The sequence below is a fragment of the Streptomyces sp. NPDC033174 genome, from assembly GCF_055577795.1.
This window is the reverse complement of record NZ_JBVIPQ010000006.1, coordinates 278,255-296,953: the sequence shown is the minus strand read 5'-3', so window position 1 is coordinate 296,953 and position 18,699 is coordinate 278,255. Positions and strand designations below refer to the sequence as shown.

15 protein-coding genes are annotated in these 18,699 nt (G+C 71.6%); 10 read left to right on the top strand and 5 right to left on the bottom strand.

The features are described from left to right. Positions 1 to 61 precede the first annotated feature (61 nt). From ACZ5VC_RS21090 to ACZ5VC_RS21075, 4 genes are all read left to right on the top strand, one after another. Complete coding sequence (locus ACZ5VC_RS21090; RefSeq protein ID WP_469121547.1) at positions 62 to 2,410, top strand: D-alanyl-D-alanine carboxypeptidase family protein; 2,349 nt, start codon at positions 62 to 64, stop codon at positions 2,408 to 2,410. A 114-nt stretch (positions 2,411 to 2,524) separates the two neighbouring features. Next, positions 2,525 to 4,408 carry an MFS transporter gene (locus ACZ5VC_RS21085; protein WP_469121546.1) on the top strand — a complete coding sequence of 628 codons (1,884 nt, stop codon included), beginning with the start codon at positions 2,525 to 2,527 and terminating at the stop codon, positions 4,406 to 4,408. A gap of 167 nt (positions 4,409 to 4,575) precedes the next feature. Beyond that, positions 4,576 to 5,349, top strand: coding sequence for an adhesin (locus ACZ5VC_RS21080; RefSeq protein ID WP_469121545.1), 774 nt, complete (start codon positions 4,576 to 4,578; stop codon positions 5,347 to 5,349). A gap of 166 nt (positions 5,350 to 5,515) precedes the next feature. Beyond that, complete coding sequence (locus tag ACZ5VC_RS21075) at positions 5,516 to 6,322, top strand: AfsR/SARP family transcriptional regulator (RefSeq protein WP_469121544.1); 807 nt, start codon at positions 5,516 to 5,518, stop codon at positions 6,320 to 6,322. 60 nt (positions 6,323 to 6,382) lie between these two features. On the opposite strand, the gene ACZ5VC_RS21070 is transcribed toward ACZ5VC_RS21075, so the two are convergent. From ACZ5VC_RS21070 to ACZ5VC_RS21050, 5 genes are all read right to left on the bottom strand, one after another. Beyond that, entirely contained in the window at positions 6,383 to 6,991 is a 609-nt protein-coding gene (locus ACZ5VC_RS21070) for a response regulator transcription factor (protein ID WP_468710508.1), read from the bottom strand. A 123-nt stretch (positions 6,992 to 7,114) separates the two neighbouring features. Continuing rightward, positions 7,115 to 8,299, bottom strand: a complete 1,185-nt coding sequence (locus ACZ5VC_RS21065; protein WP_469121543.1) for a sensor histidine kinase — start codon at positions 8,297 to 8,299, stop codon at positions 7,115 to 7,117. Positions 8,300 to 8,439: 140 nt separating this feature from the next. Beyond that, on the bottom strand, positions 8,440 to 10,758 hold the full coding sequence (locus tag ACZ5VC_RS21060) for a TOMM precursor leader peptide-binding protein (protein WP_469121542.1): 2,319 nt from the start codon (positions 10,756 to 10,758) through the stop codon (positions 8,440 to 8,442). Then, positions 10,755 to 10,952 carry a hypothetical protein gene (locus tag ACZ5VC_RS21055; RefSeq protein WP_469121541.1) on the bottom strand — a complete coding sequence of 66 codons (198 nt, stop codon included), beginning with the start codon at positions 10,950 to 10,952 and terminating at the stop codon, positions 10,755 to 10,757. The genes ACZ5VC_RS21060 and ACZ5VC_RS21055 overlap by 4 nt, the downstream gene beginning before the upstream one ends. 151 nt (positions 10,953 to 11,103) lie before the next feature. Then, complete coding sequence (locus tag ACZ5VC_RS21050) at positions 11,104 to 12,246, bottom strand: glycosyltransferase (RefSeq protein WP_468710502.1); 1,143 nt, start codon at positions 12,244 to 12,246, stop codon at positions 11,104 to 11,106. Positions 12,247 to 12,502: 256 nt separating this feature from the next. Here ACZ5VC_RS21050 and ACZ5VC_RS21045 point away from each other — a divergent pair, with 256 nt between their 5' ends. From ACZ5VC_RS21045 to soxR, 6 genes are all read left to right on the top strand, one after another. Next, positions 12,503 to 14,188 (top strand): MDR family MFS transporter, encoded by a 1,686-nt coding sequence (locus ACZ5VC_RS21045; RefSeq protein WP_469121540.1) that lies wholly within the window; start codon positions 12,503 to 12,505, stop codon positions 14,186 to 14,188. 275 nt (positions 14,189 to 14,463) lie between these two features. Then, positions 14,464 to 15,525, top strand: a complete 1,062-nt coding sequence (locus tag ACZ5VC_RS21040) for a glucose-1-phosphate thymidylyltransferase (protein WP_469121539.1) — start codon at positions 14,464 to 14,466, stop codon at positions 15,523 to 15,525. Further along, a complete protein-coding gene (gene rfbB, locus ACZ5VC_RS21035) occupies positions 15,522 to 16,481 on the top strand; it encodes a dTDP-glucose 4,6-dehydratase (protein WP_469121538.1) in 960 nt (319 codons plus the stop codon). The genes ACZ5VC_RS21040 and rfbB overlap by 4 nt, the downstream gene beginning before the upstream one ends. 100 nt (positions 16,482 to 16,581) lie before the next feature. Beyond that, entirely contained in the window at positions 16,582 to 17,184 is a 603-nt protein-coding gene (locus ACZ5VC_RS21030) for a hypothetical protein (protein WP_469121537.1), read from the top strand. A 164-nt stretch (positions 17,185 to 17,348) separates the two neighbouring features. After that, complete coding sequence (locus tag ACZ5VC_RS21025; protein ID WP_469121536.1) at positions 17,349 to 17,990, top strand: DsbA family oxidoreductase; 642 nt, start codon at positions 17,349 to 17,351, stop codon at positions 17,988 to 17,990. A 1-nt stretch (position 17,991) separates the two neighbouring features. Beyond that, positions 17,992 to 18,681, top strand: coding sequence for a redox-sensitive transcriptional activator SoxR (soxR, locus tag ACZ5VC_RS21020; protein ID WP_469121535.1), 690 nt, complete (start codon positions 17,992 to 17,994; stop codon positions 18,679 to 18,681). The last annotated feature ends 18 nt before the right edge of the window (positions 18,682 to 18,699 follow it).

Sequence of the window (18,699 nt, the reverse complement as noted above, 5' to 3'; positions counted from 1 at the left end):
GGGGGCCAAGCGCTCACACAGGACACTGGTAGATGGTTCGGACAGCGCCGAACCTAAACGTATGACTCATGAAGGAGGCACGGTGGCGGGCGAGTCCCCCGACAAGTCGGAGCAGCAGAAGTCCTCGGGGGAGACGACTCCGGGCGAACACGACCCGCGGCTCTCCGTCTTCCGTGAGCGCGAGACGGACCAGCCGACGGCCGTCTTCAAGGCAGTCGCCCCGCGCACGCCCGAGCCGGGGACGGAGTCGGGGAGCACCGAGGGCGACGTGCGCCTGCGGGCGGCGGTCGCGGCATGGGTGCAGAGCGCCGACGCGGCGGACACCGACACCGACACCGAGGCCGGCAGCGAGTCCGCCGGCGACAGCGACACGGACGCCGGGGTGGCCGACACCAAGGCGGACACCAAGGCCGAGGGGCAGGGCGAGGGGCAGGGCGAGGGGGCGGCTGAGCCGGTCGCGTCCCGCCAGTCGGCTCAATCGGTTGATCCCGGCACATCGGGTGATTCCGGCAAGGGTGAGGAAGCCGGCGATACGTCCGTGCAGGATCGTGCCGCCACGCCCTCCGCCGACGCCGCCCCGGTCGTCCCGGCCCCGGCCAAGCGCCCGGAGACGCCCGAGCCGAAGGCCGAGCCCAAGCCCGAGGCGGACAAGCCCAAGGCCGGGACGCCGAAGCCCAAGGCTGAGACGCCCAAGCCCGACGCGGACAAGCCCAAGGCTGAGACGCTCAAGCCCGAGGCGGAGAAGCCCAAGGCCGGTATGGACCAGGCCACCGCCGTCTTCAAGGCCGTGCGGCCCTCGGCCGTGGACCAGCCCACCACCACCCTCAAGGTCCCCGCCCCGCACCCGGAGGCCAAGCCGGAAGCCAAGCCTGAGCCGAAGGCCGCGCCCCAGCCGACGCCCAAGCCGACGCCCAAGCCGGCCCCCACGCCCGAGTCGGACGCCGAGCGCACCAGCAAGTTCATCGCGCTGAAGCCGGACACGCCCCGGACGCCGACCACCCGGGCCACCCCGCCCACCGCTCCGGCCCCGGCTCCCGCACCCGTCCGGATCTCCGCCCCCGCGCCCTCCGGCGCGCCCGCCTCCCTCAGCGAGGCCGAGCGGACCAAGCAGCAGCCGATGCCGCCGCTGCCCCCGCTCGATCTGCTCGCCGAGCTGACGAACACTCCGCCCCCGCCGCAGACGCCGGTGCGGACGGTCGTGCGACGCCTCAAGATCTGGACGCCGCTCGTCGTCCTGCTGCTGATCGTCTTTGCGGTCGTACAGACCGTGCGCCCGCTCCCGGCGCCCAAGCTCTCGCTCACCGCCGCGCCCTCGTACACCTTCGAGGGCGGCGAGCTGAAGATGCCGTGGCCCGCCGAGGGGCAGGGCGCCGTGGAGGTCGAAGGTGTCGGCAGCATGGGCACCTACGGCGCCCAGAAGCCCGCGCCGATCGCCAGTGTCGCCAAGACCATGACGGCGTACGTGATCCTCCGCGACCACCCGATCAAGGGCGAGGGGACCGGCCCGGAGATCACCGTCGACAAGACCGCCGGCGAGGAGGCCAAGCGCGCCGCCGAGTCGACGGCCCCCATCCGCAAGGGCGAGAAGTACACCGAGAAGCAGCTGCTCCAGTTGCTGATGATCCCGTCCGGGAACAACGTGGCACGGCTGCTCGCCCGCTGGGACGCCACCACGGAAGCCGCGTTCGTCAAGAAGATGAACGACGCCGCCAAGGACCTCGGCATGACCGGCTCGACGTACACCGACCCCAGTGGCCTCAAGTCGACGACCGTCTCCACGCCGCAGGACCAGATCAAGCTCGGCAAGGCCGTCATGAAGTACGACGTCTTCCGGGAGATCGTCGACATGCCGAACCTCACCATCCCCGGTATCCCCAAGCGGATCGAGAACAACAACACGATCCTGCTGGAGCCCGGCGTGAAGGGGATCAAGACCGGTTCGTCCACCCCGGCCGGCGGCAACCTCCTGTGGTCGGCCGACACGGTCGTCGACGGCAAGGAGCGCAGGATCATCGGTGTGGTGATGGGCGCGAAGGACGCCCCCGAACTGGGCCTGAAGCTGAAGCTGGCCATCGACAACAGCCTCAAGCTGATCCAGACCGCCCAGCGGGACGTCACCTCCGACGCCGTCGTGAAGAAGGGTCAGGTCGTCGGTCACATCGACGACGGCCTCGGCGGGCAGACCCCCATCGTCGCGACCAAGGACCTGAGGGCGATCGGCTGGCCGGGCCTCAAGGTCGACCTGACCCTGACCGACGGCGGCAAGGGCATCCCCCACGCCGCGAAGAAGGGCACGGTCGTCGGCGAGATCTCGATCGGTACGGGCACGGGCAAGGTCGCCGCGCCCGTCGCCCTCCAGCGCGAGCTGGTCGAGCCCGGTTTCGACACGAAGCTGACCCGCATCGGCTGACATTCCCGGGCGCCCCGGAATCCGGGGCGCCCGGCTGTTAGCGTTCCCGGGCAACTCCGCACGCGGGGACGGCGTCCCCTTCAGGAGTACCGGGACAAGACGGAGTGAGCCGCAGTGACGACCACTGAGCCGACACGCGCCGGGGACGGGACGGAAGCCGGGCCGGGCGCCGTACCCATCTCCCACGGCTCCGCCGCCGTACCCGCACCCGCGCCCCACGTCGGCCTCCCCCCGCGAATACACCTTCCGGGCCAGCGGCCGCCGGTGCCCGCCCCGGCCGCTTCCGCCGGCCGGTGGGGACGGCTCCGGCATCCGGTTCTGGTCGCGACGGCCCTCGCCGCGCTGACGCACGTGCTGTGGGTGTTCGTCTTCGCGAACAGCGGCGGCGACCTCGCCGCCCAGGACGCCTGGGCCGAATTCGTCGGCCGGCACCCCGACTCCGCCTACAACCTCGCCTGGTACGGCGGAATGCACCCCGTCTCGTACAGCGTCGTGTCGCCGTATCTGATGTCCCTGCTCGGGGTCCGTACGACGATGATGGCCGTCGGCACGGTCTCCGCCGGACTCACCGCGCTGATCCTGGTCCGGGTCCGGGCCGTCCGCAATCCGCTGGCGTGCTCCCTGGCCGGGGTCTTCGCGCTGCTGTGCAACGCGCTGTCGGGCCGGGTCACCTTCGGCCTGGGGATGATGTTCGCGCTCGGAGCCGTGGCCGCCGTCTTCTGCTGGCCGCACCGCTGGCGTACGAAACGGTGGGCGAAGGCGGCCGCGGCCGCGCCGCTCGCGGGACTGGCCACCGCCTCCAGCCCGGTCGCCGGGCTGTTCCTCGGCGTGGTCGCCGCCGCGCTGTTCCTCAACAAGCGGCGCCCGGGCGCGTATGCCCTCGGTCTCGCCCCGGTCGCGGTCGTGGCGCTCTCCGCCTGGCTGTTCCCCTTCTCCGGTACGCAGCCCATGTCGTTCGGCTCGACGGTGCTGCCGTTCCTCTTCGGGGTCCTCGTCCTCGTCCTCGTACCGGCGCAGTGGCGCACGGTCCGCACCGCCGCCGCCGTGTACGCGCTCGGGACGCTTCTCACCTGGCTGATCGACTCGCAGATCGGCTCGAACGTCTCGCGGCTGCCGATGCTCTTCGCCGGGGTGGTGCTGCTGGCGGCGCTGCCGTACACGGCCCCGCGCTCGCGCGGGTGGTACGCGCTCGTGCTGGCCTTCGCCGGACTGAACCTCTGGATCGGGTTCAAGGGCGTCGACGACGTCGTCCGCACCGCGCCGGACGCGTCCTGGGCGCGCGAGGCGGCGCCGCTGATCAACCAGCTGCAGGTGCGCGGCGCGGAGAAGGCGCGGGTCGAGGTCGTCCCCGCCCGCAGCCACCGCGAGGCGTCCGCGCTCACGCCGTACATCAACCTCGCCCGGGGCTGGAACCGGCAGGCGGACATGGAGCGCAACCCGGTCTTCTACGACGACACGCTCAACGCCGCCGCGTACCAGGAGTGGCTGTCCCGCTGGGCCGTCCACTACGTGGTGCTGCCGACGGGCGCGCCGGACTCGGGAGCCGAACAGGAGGCGAAGCTCGTCGCCGACGGCCTGCCGTACCTGGAGCAGGTCTGGTCGGACGCCAACTGGCGGCTGTTCGCGGTCGCCGACCCGACGCCGCTGGCCGCACCGCCCGCCAAGGTGGACCGGGCGGGCGCGAACGAGGTGACGATCCGGCTGGAGTCGCCGGGCCGGGTCCTGATCCGCGTTCCGTACTCGCCCTGGCTGGCGCTCCTCGACGACGAGGGCAAGAAGGTCGAGCCGCCGCAGGAGACCGAGGCGTCGAAGGCGCGCACGGACGACGACGTGCCGAAGACCTTCGTGAACAAGGACGGCTGCCTGCTGAAGGCGGAGGAGGACGCGCAGGGCGACGAGTGGACGGAGTTGCTGGCGCCCAGGCCCGGTGTGTACCGGCTGGCGGCACCGTACAAGCTCTTCCCGCGCGGCACTGCCTGTCCGGAAGAACTGCGCTGATACTCCCCAGGGCTGTGCCCCGTCCTGCATAGTGGCCTGTTATGGCATGTGAAAGGTGCTGCGGACGTGGCCGAAGGGGTCCGCTGCCGGGGATGGTCTGTCCCGTGTGCGGAGACGACCCCTGGAGCCCGGACCCCCCTCCACCGCCGCGCCGCGCCCGAAAGACCTTGCTCATAGCGGGAGTCGTGGCGGCGGCGGGCTGTCTGGTGGCGGCGGTGTCGCTGGTGGGCGGCGAGGAGCAGAAGTCGGACCAGGCGGCCGGACGGGACGATCCGGGGCGCGGCGGGGCGCCGACGAGGATCGCGCCGACGGCGTTCCCGACGCCGTCGGACTCCGCCTCCGCCTCCCCGTCCTCTCCCTCCTCGCCCGCGTCCCCGTCCCCGCCCAGTGCGCCGACCACGTCCCCGCCCGCGCGCTACGACGTGTGGGCGGGCCCGGGCTGCTCGGGCGGCCACTACCGGGAAGAGGGGCGCTTCTCGAACGGTGACGCGGGCTGGTACACGGTCGCGTCCGGTGGGTTCGAGGGCGCCGGATGCGACGGCCGCTTCTCCGCGATCCCGATGTCGGGCAGTCCCACGGCGGACCGTGACAACGCTGCCATCTGGTCCTGGCGCATCGGCGACGGCTACACCTCGTGCGCGCTGGCGATCTACGTTCCGCATCCCCCGCGGGCCCGGGACGCGGCCGGTGATCCCACGGTCTATCAGGTCCTGTCGGACGGCTCGCCATACGCGATTTTCGGCCTTCGGCAGACAATCCACCGCGGCACCCTGGTCCCGGTGGGCAGCTACCCCACCCGCTCGGACACCTTCACCGTCCGCCTCCTGGACCGTGGCCGGGACTGGGGGGACGCCTCCCGGATCGGTGCGCACCACGCGGCCGCCCAGATGCGTCTGACCTGCGGTGACTCACCCGCCGGGCTGCGTTCCGCCGCCGGCTGAAGGGTCGGACCGGCCTGGAGGGCGGCTTGAATTCCACTCGAGTGAGATCCTCACACCCCAATCCATGACCGTGACACTGGGTGCCAGAGGGACGGGATGCGATCGTCGGATATGGCCACACCGGTCAGATCGATACGGTCAGTCAGACGTCTCTGGGGGATGTGTCGTGGACATTGGGATTCTGGGCCCGCTGGAAGTCCGGTTGCACGGGGAGTCGATAGTTCCCAGCGCCGGGAAACCGCGTCAGCTGCTCGCCCTGCTCGCGATCCGCGCGGGGCGCGTGGTGACGGTTCCCACGCTCATGGAAGAGATTTGGGGGGACGCGATACCGAAGAGCGCGGCGACGACGCTGCAGACGTACATCCTGCATCTGCGCAGGATGATGTCCGCCGGGCTGCGCGGGGGCCGGCGGGGAACCGCGAAGGACGTCCTCACCACCTCCTTCGGCGGCTACCAGTTCGCCCTGCGGCCGGACACCAGCGACCTGCGCGAGTTCCAGCACCTCGCCACGCGGGGGTCCGCGGCCCTGGAGGCCGGTGACGCGCGGGCGGCGTCCGCCGTACTGGGCCGGGCGCTGGCCCTGTGGCGCGGGCCCGCGCTGGTGGACGTGCCGGTGGGGCGCGTACTGGGGATGGAGATCCTCGGCATGGACGAGCAGCGGATGCGCGCGCTGGAGCAGCGCATCGAAGCGGATCTGCTCCTGGGCAGGCACTCCTCGCTCCTCGCCGAGCTGCGGATGCTGGTCGCCCAGCATCCGATGAACGAGAACCTGACGGCTCAGCTGATGACCGCTCTGTACCGCTCGGGCGGTGCGTGGCGGGCGCTGGACGTCTTCCAGCAGCTGCGCAGAACGCTCATCGACGAGCTGGGCGTGGAGCCTTCCCAGCGTCTGCAGCGGCTGCACCAGGCGGTACTGGCGGGTGAACTGGACGCGGAACCCAGGGGGTTGCGGCCCCTCGGCCGGAGCGCGTGAGCCGGCGGCCTCGACAAGGAGGGCGTGGGGGGAGTGGCGGGCGGGTGGGGCTGCCCGCCCTCACAGCAGCCAGCCGGACTCCTGGGCGATGCGCACCGCGTCCACCCGGTTGCGGGCGTTCAGTTTGGTGACCACCGAGGTCACGTAGTTGCGCACGGTCCCCACCGACAGATGCAGCCGGGCGGCGATCTCCGGCGCCTCGTTGCCCTCGGCGGTCAGCCGCAGCACCTCGTGTTCGCGCTCGGTGAGCGGGCTTTCGAGGCTGTCCCAGGCAGCCAGCGCCAGCTGCGAGTCGATGGCCCGGTGGCCGGCCGCGATCCGGCGTACCGCCTCGGCCAGTTCCTGCGGCGGGGCGTCCTTGGGCAGATAGCCCGCGACCTTCGAGGCCAGCGCCCGGCGCAGGACACCGGGGCGGCTGAGGCTGGTGAGGATCAGGGTGCGGCAGCTGGGGAGTTCGTCGGCGAGGCGCTCCGCGGCGCTCAACCCGTCGAGCCCGGGAAGCCCTATGTCGAGGATGGCGACATCGGGGCGGTGTTCCAGCGCCGCCGGCACGATTTCGTCCCCGCGCTCGACCTGGGCGACGACTTCGAGGTCGTCCTCCATGGTCAGCAGGGCCACCAGGGCTCCGCGGACCATGTGCATGTCCTCGGCCAGCAGTATGCGTATCACTTCTCAGGCTCCCCCCGGAATCACAACAAACCCGGATTGATCCTTTCACGAACCGGCGGTTCCCGGCCGTGACGTAGACCGCGTGGCCGGATCGGTGGTGGTCCGAATCGGGTCAGGTCCGGGTCAAGGACCGGCCGGGACGCGTGCGGTTGTCCGGAACCAGCCGTCGTCGCCCAGCTCCGTGGTGAGGCTCCCGCCGATGCGGGTGAGCCGATGGGCGAGGTTGTGCAGTCCGCTGCCGCTCGCGCCGTCGCCGTACGGGCCCGGCGCGTCGTCCCCCGTGGTCACCCCGTCGTTGCCGAGCGAGAGCGTGACCATCCCGTCCTTCTCGGTGGCACGGATGTGGCACTGCCGCACATGACTGTGCCGCAGGGCGTTGGTGACACCCTCACGGAGCACGGTGGCGAGCACCGTGTCGACCTCGGGTGCCAGCGGCCCGACCGCTATGTGCGTCTCGACCTTTATCTCGGCCGCCTCCAGCATGGAGCGGGTGACCTCCGCCTCCTGGCGCAGCGACATGTCCCGGTAGCCGGTGGCGACTTTGCGGACGTCGGCGAGCGACTGCCGCGACAGGCACAGCACGGACTCCACCTCCTCCCGTGCCCGCTCGGGCAGGTCGGGGGCGAGCCGCCGGATCAGTTCGGTCCTTAGCGTGATCGCGGAGAGGTTGTAGCCCAGCAGGTCGTGCAGATCGCGGGAGAAGCGCAGCCGCTCGCCCGCGACGGCCAGCCGGGCCAGCTCGGCGCGGTTGGCGTGCAGCCGGTTCACCAGCCCGGTGAGGCTGCTCAGACCGAACACGACGAGACCGGTGACGAGCGTCGACTCCGCGAGGTAGGCGCTGTCGAGCAGCGAGCGGTCCCCGAGGAGGCTGTACGAGAACATGGACAGGCCGATCATCCCGTACAGCGGCCAGGCGACCCGGCCGGGCAGCAGCAGGAGGACCGAGCCGGCGAGGAATCCGCCCATCGCTCCCCACGCCGTGTGGAACAGCGCCAGCGGGCCGTAGGTGAGAGCGGCCTGGAGCGACAGGGTCAACGCGCGCCGGAGGGCAGGGGTATGACGGGCGCCGGGTGCCGAGTGGGCGACCTGGAGGGCGAGGACACCGGCCAGGCCGGCGAGCGCCACGACGAGACCGGCCGGAGGCAGGTCCTCGTTGATGATGTTGAGAACGGTGATCAGGGAGTAGCCGGCCAGGGCGGCCAGCAGGACGATGCGTGCCAGTCGCGGGGCCGGTACGTCCGAGTCTTCGCGGACGACGGGCGGGGCCGGTGAATCCGACTCGTCGCCGGACCGATCACCTGCGTTCATCGGGCGTGATGGCCTCTCTGCGGAGACTGATCGAGCATACCGGGACGATACCTCAGCGAGGGGTGCCGACGTCAGCGGCACTCATGCCGAGCGTCCCTTACCGGCGCGGTGCCGCGAGGGACGGTCGGCGCGGTCCCGGGTCAGATGAACAGCGGTACGGGATTGAGCTGTTCATACGGCGTGGGCCCGGGGAGCCGGCCCAGCTCGACGGGCACGTCGTAGAGCCTGCCGGGGGCGAACCGCGGCCAGAAGTGGCGCATGCCCGGCATGACGACCTTCACCACCGGTAGCCCGATGTCGGGCCGGGTCTGATCCAGTACGAGCACCTCGAGACCGCGCCCGCGCGCGAGGGCCGTGAGGTCGGCGACGTCGTCCGCGAGGTCGGGGCGGGGTGTGTAGGACCAGGTGCCGGGCGAGCTCGGAGGAAGGGCCGGGTCGGGTTGGAGATACGGATTGTCGGCGAGGGTGGCCCCGGCCCACCAGGCCCGTGGCTCGGGGTCGTCGATGGCGTAGCCCGAGCCGTCGGACCGGACCTCGGCGACCGCCGGGAGCAGTTGCCCCATCTCGGTGAGCGCGCGGCGCAGGGCGATCCGGGGGTCCAGGTGGGCGCCGAAGCCGAAGACGATGTCCTCGGCGGGTTTGTCGGTCCGGCGGGACAGCGCCGCGACGACCGGGATGCCGAAGTCGGAGGTCAGGTCCAGCGCCCAGATCTCCCGCCCGACGGAGCGGTAGCCGGTGCGGAGGCGTTCGATCCACTCCTCGGCGAAGGAGTCGAGGTCGATGCCGGGCGCGCGGGTGCGGTTGTACCACCACAGGGCGACGGCGTCGCGCTCCACCAGCTCCAGGAAGCCCTGGACGAACGCGTCCTCCTTGCTGGAGCCCGCGGCGTTGCCGTTGGAGTCCGCGCGCAGCGGGGCGGAGGGATCGGCGTCGTAGTAGAGCAGGGAGGTCGGCAGGAGCCGGTGGACGCCCTCGGTCATCGACCAGAGCGGAGTCCAGTCGACGACCCGGTCCTCGTCGAAGGGGCGGCCGACGTACTGGAAGGGCGAGCCGGACGCGTTCCAGCGGGCCCGGTCGCGGAGTTGGCGCGGGTCGTACAGCCGGCAGGCGTCGGGGTGCACGGCGGAGGCGCCGAGCGCCCGGAAGGTGTCCCGGACCACCGGCTCGTCGCCGTGACGGGAGCCGCTGTACCGCTCCACGGCCTCGCAGACGGCACTCACCCTGGCCTCGTCCGGGGTGAGGCCCTTGCCGCCGCTGAGCGCGCGCAGCCCGGCGCTGTGCCCGGCCAGCGTGTGCGAGCGGACGGCGAGGTTGTGGCCGGAGAGATAGCTCTCGGTGAAGGCGGGGCTGCGCGGATCACGCCGCAGCTCGCGGACGACACCGGTGACGCCGCCCACCACGTGGGCGTACTTCTGGAGCATCTGGGCGGGCGTCAGGGCGCGGTGGCCGTTGCCCGCGTCCGCAGCCTTGGGACGGGAGACCGGCACGAAGGGGGAGCGGACCAGCTCGGCGACGAGCCCCGGGTCGCCGCAGGCGGCGCACTGGGGCCGGCGGGTCACCGGGTGGTGCGCTCCGGACAGCGTGAGGGTGTCCAGGACGTGGACGGAGTCCTGGGACCGGTGGCGCACCCCGGCCAGCCACTTGGCGGTCTCCAGGACGGCGGCGCTCAACCCGATCGCCCGGCCGGCCGGGAGCGACGTCTCGGGGCGCGGCAGTGGGCCGTCGAGCCCCAGGGCCCGCCGCAGGGGGGCCTCGCCGCCTCGGTGGTGGCGCAGCCGGTCGGCGAGACAGGACCAGCAGGGTCCCTCACCGGGCCGGAAGACGGGCCCGGTCCAGATGTCGGGGCCGCCGGGCTTCGCCGGCAGCCACGGGCGTTTCGCGGCACGCTGCCGGGCGTCGATCCCGGCCAGCCGGGGATCGAGGTAGTCCGCGCAGAGGACCAGCGAGAACGTGCTGTCCGCCTCGTCCTCCACGACGTGCAGACCAGAGGCGGCGCAGGCGGCGCGCGCCTCTTCGTGCGTGACGGGGCCGTCGTCGAGCACGGTGAGGTGGACGGCGGCGGGGCCCCCGTCGCCGATCCGGCCGCCGGGCACAGCGGCCAGGTCCCAGAAGGCGTCGGCGGCCGGGTCGGCGACGGCGTCGGCGCCCTCGGGCCCGGAGTCGTACGTCCTGATCAGCTGGGCGCCGGACAGGTCGCGCAGCGCCTGCCAGAGCAGGTCCGGGTCGCAGCCCGGTGCCTCGGCGGCCTCCCGCAGTACGGCGGGGAGGGTGCGGGTGCCGTCGAGGAGGGGAGCCAGCGCCTCGGCGGGTGCGCCGCGTACGGCGGACACCCCCCGGGCGGAGACCAGATAGACGGCCTCGCCCGGGACGACGACGCCGCGCAGATGGCTCTTGAAGCCGATGCGGGGGCCTTCGTCACCGGGGGAGTGCGCAGGCGTCCGGCCCCCCTGCTCGGTCACGCCGCGCAGAGCTCGCTGGGCTCCGGCGCCAGGATGCAGACGGTGAACAGGGCCGTGGCGTCGGCGGGCGCCGCGTCCAGGTCCTCGATCGTGAGGGTGGCCGCCGGGGCGGCGGTCGCGGCACCGCCCTCGGGAGACACCAGGCCCAGTTCGGCGAGCGCGGTGTACGGGTCCGCCGTGCGGACGTGCTGCATGTCGGTTCCTTCCCTGAAGTGATCCATGAGCGATCCATGAGTGGGGGGCAAGGCTCTTCGACCCAGTGCCTTGTCTGGATTCTCAGGACGCGAGACGGCCCGTGACCAGTGATTTGTTCATGACTTGAGCATGAGGGATTCATGTCCCCTGTCAGGACTTGGCCCGTACCAACTCCTCAATGGCCAAGGTCACATCGTGGGGGCTCGGCAGGGCGGCGATCTCCCGGCTCAGCTCCTCGGTACGGGTCCGGTAGGACGCGTTCTCCAGCAGCTCCTGGCAGGCCTTGACGACGTTCTCGGGGGAGTCGTCGACGTTCTGCGTGAGCATGATGGCCGCGCCGTACTCCGCCAGCCGCTCCGACATGCCGACCTGCTTGGGCATGGCCGGGATGACCAACTGCGGGACCCCGCACACGATGGCGTGCAGCATGGTGTTGCCGCCGGCCCGGTGGACCAGCAGATCGCAGGTGCGCAGGACGACGTCCAGCGGCAGCCAGCCGGCGCGCACGTTGTCGGGCAGCTCGCCCAGGGCGTCGGCCATCTCCTGCGGAGCCGCGACCAGCAGCTCGACGTCCAGCCCGGCGACCTTCCGCACCAGCGCCTTGAGCGCGTCGAACTCGTAGTCGGCGGTGATCCGGCTGCCCGCCGACACCAGGACGCGCGGCCGGTCGCCCCTGGTGTACATCCAGGGCTCCAGCGCGCGCTGGGTGTTGAACGGGATGTACCGCATGAACTGCGCCGGACCCGCGTCCGGGCGCCGGGCGCCGGGCGGGCAGATCTCCACGAACATGTCGGGCGCCGGCAGGGCGTCCAGGCCCAGCTCGGCCAGTTCCGGGGCGAGTTCGGCCGCGGCGGAGAGGTCGATGATGGCGGGCTCGCCCATGTTGAGGGCCTGCCGGACCCACGGGATGCCGAACCGGTGCGCCACCAGCGGGGCCGCGTAGGACAGCGCGCCGGCCACCAGGACGTCCGGCCGCCACCGCTCCACCAGCGGGACCAGGCCCTCCATGCTGCCGACGGCGAGCCGGGCCATGCCCCGCCCGTTGAACAGATTCCGCTCGTGGGGGTCTTTGGGGATCTCCAGCGGATTGCCCTGCCGGTCCCGCTGCATGAAGTCGAACATGGTCCGCGGGGTGATCGGCGCGCCGGGCAGTCCGGTCGCCGCGACCAGCGGCATGACGTTCTCGGTCGCCCCCACGATCACTTCGTGGCCGGCGTTGCGCGCCGCCAGGGCGAGCGGGGTGATCGGGAAGACCGCTCCCGCGCTTCCTCCGGATACGAAAAGGAATCTCATGGGCGCGGACGTTAGGGCGGCGGGGTCGAGCCGTCCTGGAGAGGTACTGGAGGAGGCGGGCGCGGCGGCGGTCCACGTGCGGTGCGGGTGCGGGTGCGGCGGGCGAGTCCGAGTCGAGCGCGAGTCGAGCCCTAGGCGGGGCGCCCACAATCCCGCTTGACCTCTATCGCACTCGAGGTTTCATCCTTGAACCGACCCAGTGGCCTGGACCTGTCATGGCACAGCCTCCACCGCCGTACTTAAGGGAAGAACTCCGATGACTGACACAGCCAAGCCGGACGCGTCCGCGCCCGGGTCCGGCCTCTCCGCGGACGACCGGCGCAGAATCCGGTTGATCATGACGGGTCTGCTGCTCGGCCTCTTCATGGCCGCACTCGACCAGACCATCATCTCCGCGGCGTTGCGCACCATCGCGGACGACCTCAACGGCCTCTCGGAACAGGCCTGGGCCAACACCTCGTACATGATCACGTCGGTGGTCACCACCGCGCTGTACGGCAAGCTCTCCGACATCTACGGGCGGCGACCCGTCTACTGCACGGCCGTGGCGGTCTTCGTCCTCGGCTCGGTGCTCTGCGGTCTCGCGCAGTCGATGACGTCGCTCGCGGTGTTCCGGGGCATCCAGGGCCTCGGCGCCGGTGGTCTGATGAGCCTCGCCTTCGCGATCCTCACCGACCTGGTGCCGCTCACCGAACGCAGCCGCTACCAGGCCTGGTTCGGTGCCGTCTTCGGCGTCTCGGCCGTCATCGGGCCCGTCGCCGGCGGTTTCTTCGCCGGGCTCGACAGCTTCGCGGGCGCCTCGGGCTGGCGCTGGGCCTTCTACATCAACGTGCCGATCGGTCTCGCCGCTGCCCTGCTGATCGGAACACTCGTCCGCATCCAGCCCAGCCGGACGCCGCAGAAGTTCGACATCCTCGGCCTGCTGGCGCTCCTGGCCTGCCTGCTGCCGGCGCTCTTCGCGGTGGAGCAGGGCCCCAAGTGGGGCTGGGCGGACAGCGGAACGCTCGGGCTCTTCGCCCTGGGCGCGGTGGGCCTCGTGCTGTTCCTGCTGGCGCAGAGGCGGGCCGGCGGCGCCGCTCTGCTGCCCACCCCGATGTTCCGCAACCCGCTGTTCTCCGTCTACAACGGCGTCAACGTCCTGGTCGGCGCGGCCGTCTTCGGAGCGCTGTCCGTCCTGCCGCTGTACTTGCAGATGGTCAAGGGCCTCTCGCCCACCCAGGCGGGTCTGATGATGCTGCCGCAGACGCTCGGCATCGTCGCCGCGGGCCGGCTGTGCGGCCCCTTCGTGACCAAGACCGGCCGCTACAAGGCGATCCTCGTCGGCGGCGTCCTGCTGATGGTGATCGGGACCTTCTGGTTCGGGACGCTCGCGGCCAGTACCCCGCTGTGGCAGACCGGCATCGCCGCCGGTGTGATGGGCGTCGGTATCGGACTGTGCTGGCAGGTCATGCTGATCGCCATCCAGAAGGGTGTCGAGCCGCAGTACATGGGCGCGGGCATGGGGTCGTTCACCTTCTTCCGGCAGATCGGCGGCACGGCGGGCATCGCGGTCTTCCTGTCGATGTTCTTCGGCGCGGTGGGCGAGAAGGTGGCCGCCGCGTACCGGGCCGCCGCCTCCGACCCCGCCTTCGCGGCGGCCGCCGCCGACCCCGCGGTGGCGAGCCAGGCTGCCAACAGGGTGCTGCTCGACGGCCGCGACGGATCGGTCCCGCTGGACAACAGCTCCTTCCTCGAGCACGCCGACCCGCGCCTGGCCAAGCCGTTCCTCGAGGGCATGGCCGAGGCGATGCAGACCGTGTTCGTGGTCAGCGGTGTGCTGCTGCTGCTCGCGCTCGTACTGGCCGTCATCCCCCGGGAGAAGAGGCCCGGCGCGGCGCCCGCCGGGGGTCCCGGGGGAGCGGCCAAGCAGCCCGAGACGACGAGCGCGACGGCCAAGGACTGACGGGCGGGGATCCCTCCCCCGTCCCTGCCCGTCGTCCCGCCCGTACCCGACTCTCGTACTCACTCCCCAACGACGCGTCCCCGAGGCTCCCCGCCGCGACAGGGGGCCGGCCCCGAGCCGGCCCCCTGCCGGCGTTTCCGGGCCCAACTCGCCTTTTTCCGGCCGCGATACGGCCTCGGCGGGGGTCCAGTCGGATTGGACCGGCTCTCGAGCGCCCGCTCCCAGAATCGAGCCGTAACGGAGAACCCCCGGGCGAAGGCGAGTGAAGGGTTGCCATGAAGGCGCTGATTCTGTCTGGAGGGACGGGGACCAGGTTGCGTCCCTTCACCTACTCCATGCCCAAACAGTTGGTGCCCGTCGCCAACAAACCGATCCTCATCCACTGCCTGGAGAACATCCGGGACGCCGGCGTCCGGGACGTGGGCATCATCGTCGGCGACCGCGCGGCCGAGATCCAGGCCGTCGTGGGCGACGGTTCGGCCCTCGGCCTCGACGTCACCTATCTGCGCCAGGAGGCCCCGCTCGGGCTCGCCCACTGCGTCGCCATCGCCCACGAGTTCCTCGGCGACGACGACTTCGTGATGTACCTGGGCGACAACGTGCTGGCCCAGGGCATCACCGAGGCCGCCCGCCGCTTCCGCGAGACCCGGCCGGCGGCCCAGCTGCTGCTGACCAAGGTGGCCGACCCGCGTGCGTACGGCGTCGCCGAGGTCGACGACACGGGCAGGGTCCTGCGGCTGGTGGAGAAGCCGCAGCAGCCGCGGAGCGATCTCGCGGTCATCGGTGTCTACTTCTTCACCTCGGCCGTGCACGAGGCGGTCCGGGCCATTGTGCCGAGCGTCCGCGGCGAATTGGAGATCACCGACGCGATCCAGTACCTCGTCGAGCGCGGCGACGACGTCGTCGCCGACGAGTACACCGGCTACTGGAAGGACACGGGCAGCCCGGACGACCTGCTGGAGTGCAACCGGGTGCTGCTCGGTGACCTGGCACCCGGCACCTCCGGCGAGGTGGACGCGGCGAGCACCGTCGAAGGGCCGGTCGTCATCGAACCCGGCGCGGTCGTCGTCCGCTCACAGCTCACCGGACCGCTGGTGATCGGGGCGGGCAGCGTGGTGCGCGACAGCACCCTCGGCCCGTACACCGCGCTGGGCCGCGACTGCCTGCTGGAGGACGCCGGGATACGCGACTCGATCGTCCTGGACGGGGTGTCGATCCACGGCGTCCGTGGGCTGTCCGGCTCGCTCATCGGCAGGTCCGCGGCGGTCCGCACCGGCGAGGCGGCCGACCGGCGGCTGATCATCGGCGACCACACCCAGGCCGAGGTGGCCGCATGAGGATCCTCGTCACCGGCGGCGCCGGTTTCATCGGCTCGCACTACGTACGCGAAGTCCTCAAGGGCAGCTACCCGGAGTCCGAGGGCGTCACCGTCACCGTCGTCGACCGGCTCACCTACGCCGGACGGCGCGAGAACCTCCCGGCGGACCACCCCCGGCTGCGGTTCGTCCACGGGGACATCTGTGACCGGGCCCTGCTGGACCGGGTCGTGCCCGGCCATGACGCGATCGTCCACTTCGCGGCCGAGTCGCACGTGGACCGCTCGCTCACCGGACCGGACGAGTTCATCCGCACCAATGTGGCGGGCACCCAGCAGCTGCTCGACGCCGCGCTGCACGCCGGTGTGGGGACGTTCGTGCACGTGTCCACGGACGAGGTGTACGGCTCCATCGACGCCGGCACATGGACCGAGCAGAGCCCTCTGCTCCCCAACTCCCCGTACGCCGCCTCGAAGGCGTCCAGCGACCTGCTCGCCAGGGCCTACCAGCGCACCTACGGCCTCGACGTCCGTATCACCCGCTGCTCCAACAACTACGGACCTCACCAGCACCCCGAGAAGCTCATCCCGCACTTCGTCACCAGGCTGCTGACCGGGCAGCGGGTGCCGCTGTACGGCGACGGGCGCAACGTCCGTGAGTGGCTGCACGTCGACGACCACTGCCGGGCCCTGCACCTGGTCCTCACCAAGGGCCGGGCCGGTGAGATCTACAACGTCGGCGGCGGCACCGGTCTGAGCAACCGGGAGATGACCGCACGACTGCTCGAACTCCTGGACGCGGACTGGGACATGGTGCGCCATGTCGAGGACCGCAAGGGACATGACCTCCGCTACGCGATCGACGACTCCAAGATCCGCGAGGAGCTGGGCTACGAGCCCCGTTGGTCGCTCGAGAGCGGGCTGGGGCCGGTCGTGGACTGGTACCGCGACCACCCCGACTTCTGGCGCGCTCCCTGACCGGGACGCGGCGCCGCAGCACACCCTGCTGATCCATATCCACGCATCTCCATCACGACGCCGACGCGATCCACGCGTCACCGAACCAAGGGAACAGAACATGCCCGCACTGCGCACTCGTGCCGCCGTCCTCGCCCTGCCGCTGGCCTTCACCGGTCTGATGGCCGGCGCCTCCGGCGCCCACGCCGCGCCTGTGAAGACCTACTTCGACTGCCGTGTCGGCACCACGACCGGCCTCGCCTACAGCGCCTACGTGGACGCCGTCGCCCCCGCGACGGTCCGCCCCGGCGCGACCTTCGACGTCACGCTCGACCCGGCGCCGATCACCCCGAACCCGGCCTACAACAAGGAGGTCAAGAACGTCGCGCTGCAGTTCAAGCTGCCGGCCGGCGCCACGGTCGTCTCCTACCAGGTCGACGGCGGCGACGAGGCGGGCGCCCCGACCCTCCAGGTCGAGGGCACCAAGGCCGTGCTGCGCGCCGCGGGTCCGTACGCCTCCAACACGCCCTTCGACCTCCCCAAGGTCACCTTCAAGCTGAAGGCGCCGTACACCCGGACCACCCTGGAGACCGCCTTCGGCGGCACCTCGCACGACGACCCGGGCTTCACCTGGAACTTCACGCCGGTCAACTGGCCGACCGAGGGCACGCTCGCCTGCTGGCCCGACCAGCCGATCGCGCTGACCAAGACGCTCGTCAAGTAACCAGCGTCATTCCGCGCCGGTCTGCCCCTCCCCCCGGGGGCAGGCCGGCGCCTTTGTCGTGGTGACTTCTGCCTTGATTTCCACCTTGACCTCTACTTCGGTCGAGGTTTCATGCTGGACGGACAAGATCCACGAACCACGACGCGGATCCACGACACGAATCCATGATCGGAGAGAATGTGAAGATCGAGATCTGGTCCGACATCATGTGCCCCTGGTGCTACATCGGCAAGGCGCGCCTCGAGAAGGCGCTCGACCGCCTGGGGAGCCGCGACTCGGTGGACATCGTCTGGCGCAGCTTCGAACTCAGGCCGGAGCAGCCCCGCACCCCGGGAGCGACGCTCGGCGAGATGATGCGGGAGCGGCTGGGTCTCGAAGCGGATGCCACCGTCGAACTCTTCGAGAAGATCGAGGGACTCGGCCGCGCCGAAGGTCTGGACATCCGGCTCACCGGCGTCCGGCCGGTCAACTCCTTCGACGCCCAACGCCTCGTCCACCTCGCCGCCGAGAGCGGCTCGGCGGGCGCGATGAAGGAGCGGCTGTTCCGCGCGTACCTCGGTGAACAGGAGAACGTGGCCGACCCCGCCGTACTCGTCCGTGTCGCCGAGGACGCCGGCGTGGACCCGGTGGCGGCCGAGGCCGTGCTGCACAGTGACGCCTACGCGCGCGAGGTGCGCGCCGACGAGGAGATGGCCATGCGCCGGGGCGTCAGCGGCGTGCCGACCGTCTTCGTCGACGGCGAGCGCGTGGCCACCGGTGTTCCCACGGTGGAGCAGTTCTACGGTTCGCTGGTCCGGGCCAGCTGACATGACGACCGCCCGCCCCGCGCACTCCGTCACCGAACTCACCGTCGGCCAGCTCTCGGCCCGCAGTGGAGTCGCCGTCACCGCGCTCCACTTCTACGAGTCCAAGGGGCTGATCCAGAGCCGCCGCACGCCGGGGAACCAGCGCCGCTACTCGCGCGACACGCTGCGCCGCGTCGCGGTGATCCGCGTCGCGCAGCGCATGGGCATCCCGCTCGGCGCGGTCCGCGAGGCACTCTCCGAACTCCCCGAGGGACGCACACCCAACCGTGCCGACTGGGCCCGGCTCTCGGAGCGCTGGCGCGCCGACCTGGACGCCCGCATCGAGCAGCTGGCGGCCCTGCGGGACGGTCTGACGGATTGCATCGGCTGCGGCTGTCTGTCGGTGAGCGACTGCCCGCTGACCAACCCCTTCGACGTCCTGGGCGAGGAGGGCCCGGGCCCCCGCCGTCTGCTGCGCGGGGCCCCGCGCGACCCGGCCCGCCCCGCCGGCCCGAGGGCCGGCGCCCCGGTGGAGGCCGAGCCGTGCGGTGGGACGAGCGCGGGGTGCGGCACGCCGGGGCCGGGGTCGGAGGCGGCGGCTGGGCTGGTGCCGGCGTCGGATACGGCGTCGGAAGGCGAGCCGGTGACGCTGCCCGAGGGGAGTTCGGGCGCGGTGACCGGAGCCGCCTCGCGAGCCGCTTCCGGGGCGTAGGCGCGGACGCGGCACGGG

Bases quoted from the DNA above. Each gene is read 5' to 3' on its own strand.
- ACZ5VC_RS21090 (WP_469121547.1), top strand. From the start codon at position 62: ATGACTCATGAAGGAGGCACGGTGGCGGGCGAGTCCCCCGACAAGTCG.
- ACZ5VC_RS21065 (WP_469121543.1), bottom strand. From the start codon at position 8,299: ATGAACGCAGGTGATCGGTCCGGCGACGAGTCGGATTCACCGGCCCCG.
- ACZ5VC_RS21055 (WP_469121541.1), bottom strand. From the start codon at position 10,952: ATGCAGCACGTCCGCACGGCGGACCCGTACACCGCGCTCGCCGAACTG.
- ACZ5VC_RS21050 (WP_468710502.1), bottom strand. From the start codon at position 12,246: ATGAGATTCCTTTTCGTATCCGGAGGAAGCGCGGGAGCGGTCTTCCCG.
- ACZ5VC_RS21045 (WP_469121540.1), top strand. From the start codon at position 12,503: ATGACTGACACAGCCAAGCCGGACGCGTCCGCGCCCGGGTCCGGCCTC.
- ACZ5VC_RS21040 (WP_469121539.1), top strand. From the start codon at position 14,464: ATGAAGGCGCTGATTCTGTCTGGAGGGACGGGGACCAGGTTGCGTCCC.
- rfbB (WP_469121538.1), top strand. From the start codon at position 15,522: ATGAGGATCCTCGTCACCGGCGGCGCCGGTTTCATCGGCTCGCACTAC.
- ACZ5VC_RS21030 (WP_469121537.1), top strand. From the start codon at position 16,582: ATGCCCGCACTGCGCACTCGTGCCGCCGTCCTCGCCCTGCCGCTGGCC.
- ACZ5VC_RS21025 (WP_469121536.1), top strand. From the start codon at position 17,349: ATGATCGGAGAGAATGTGAAGATCGAGATCTGGTCCGACATCATGTGC.
- soxR (WP_469121535.1), top strand. From the start codon at position 17,992: ATGACGACCGCCCGCCCCGCGCACTCCGTCACCGAACTCACCGTCGGC.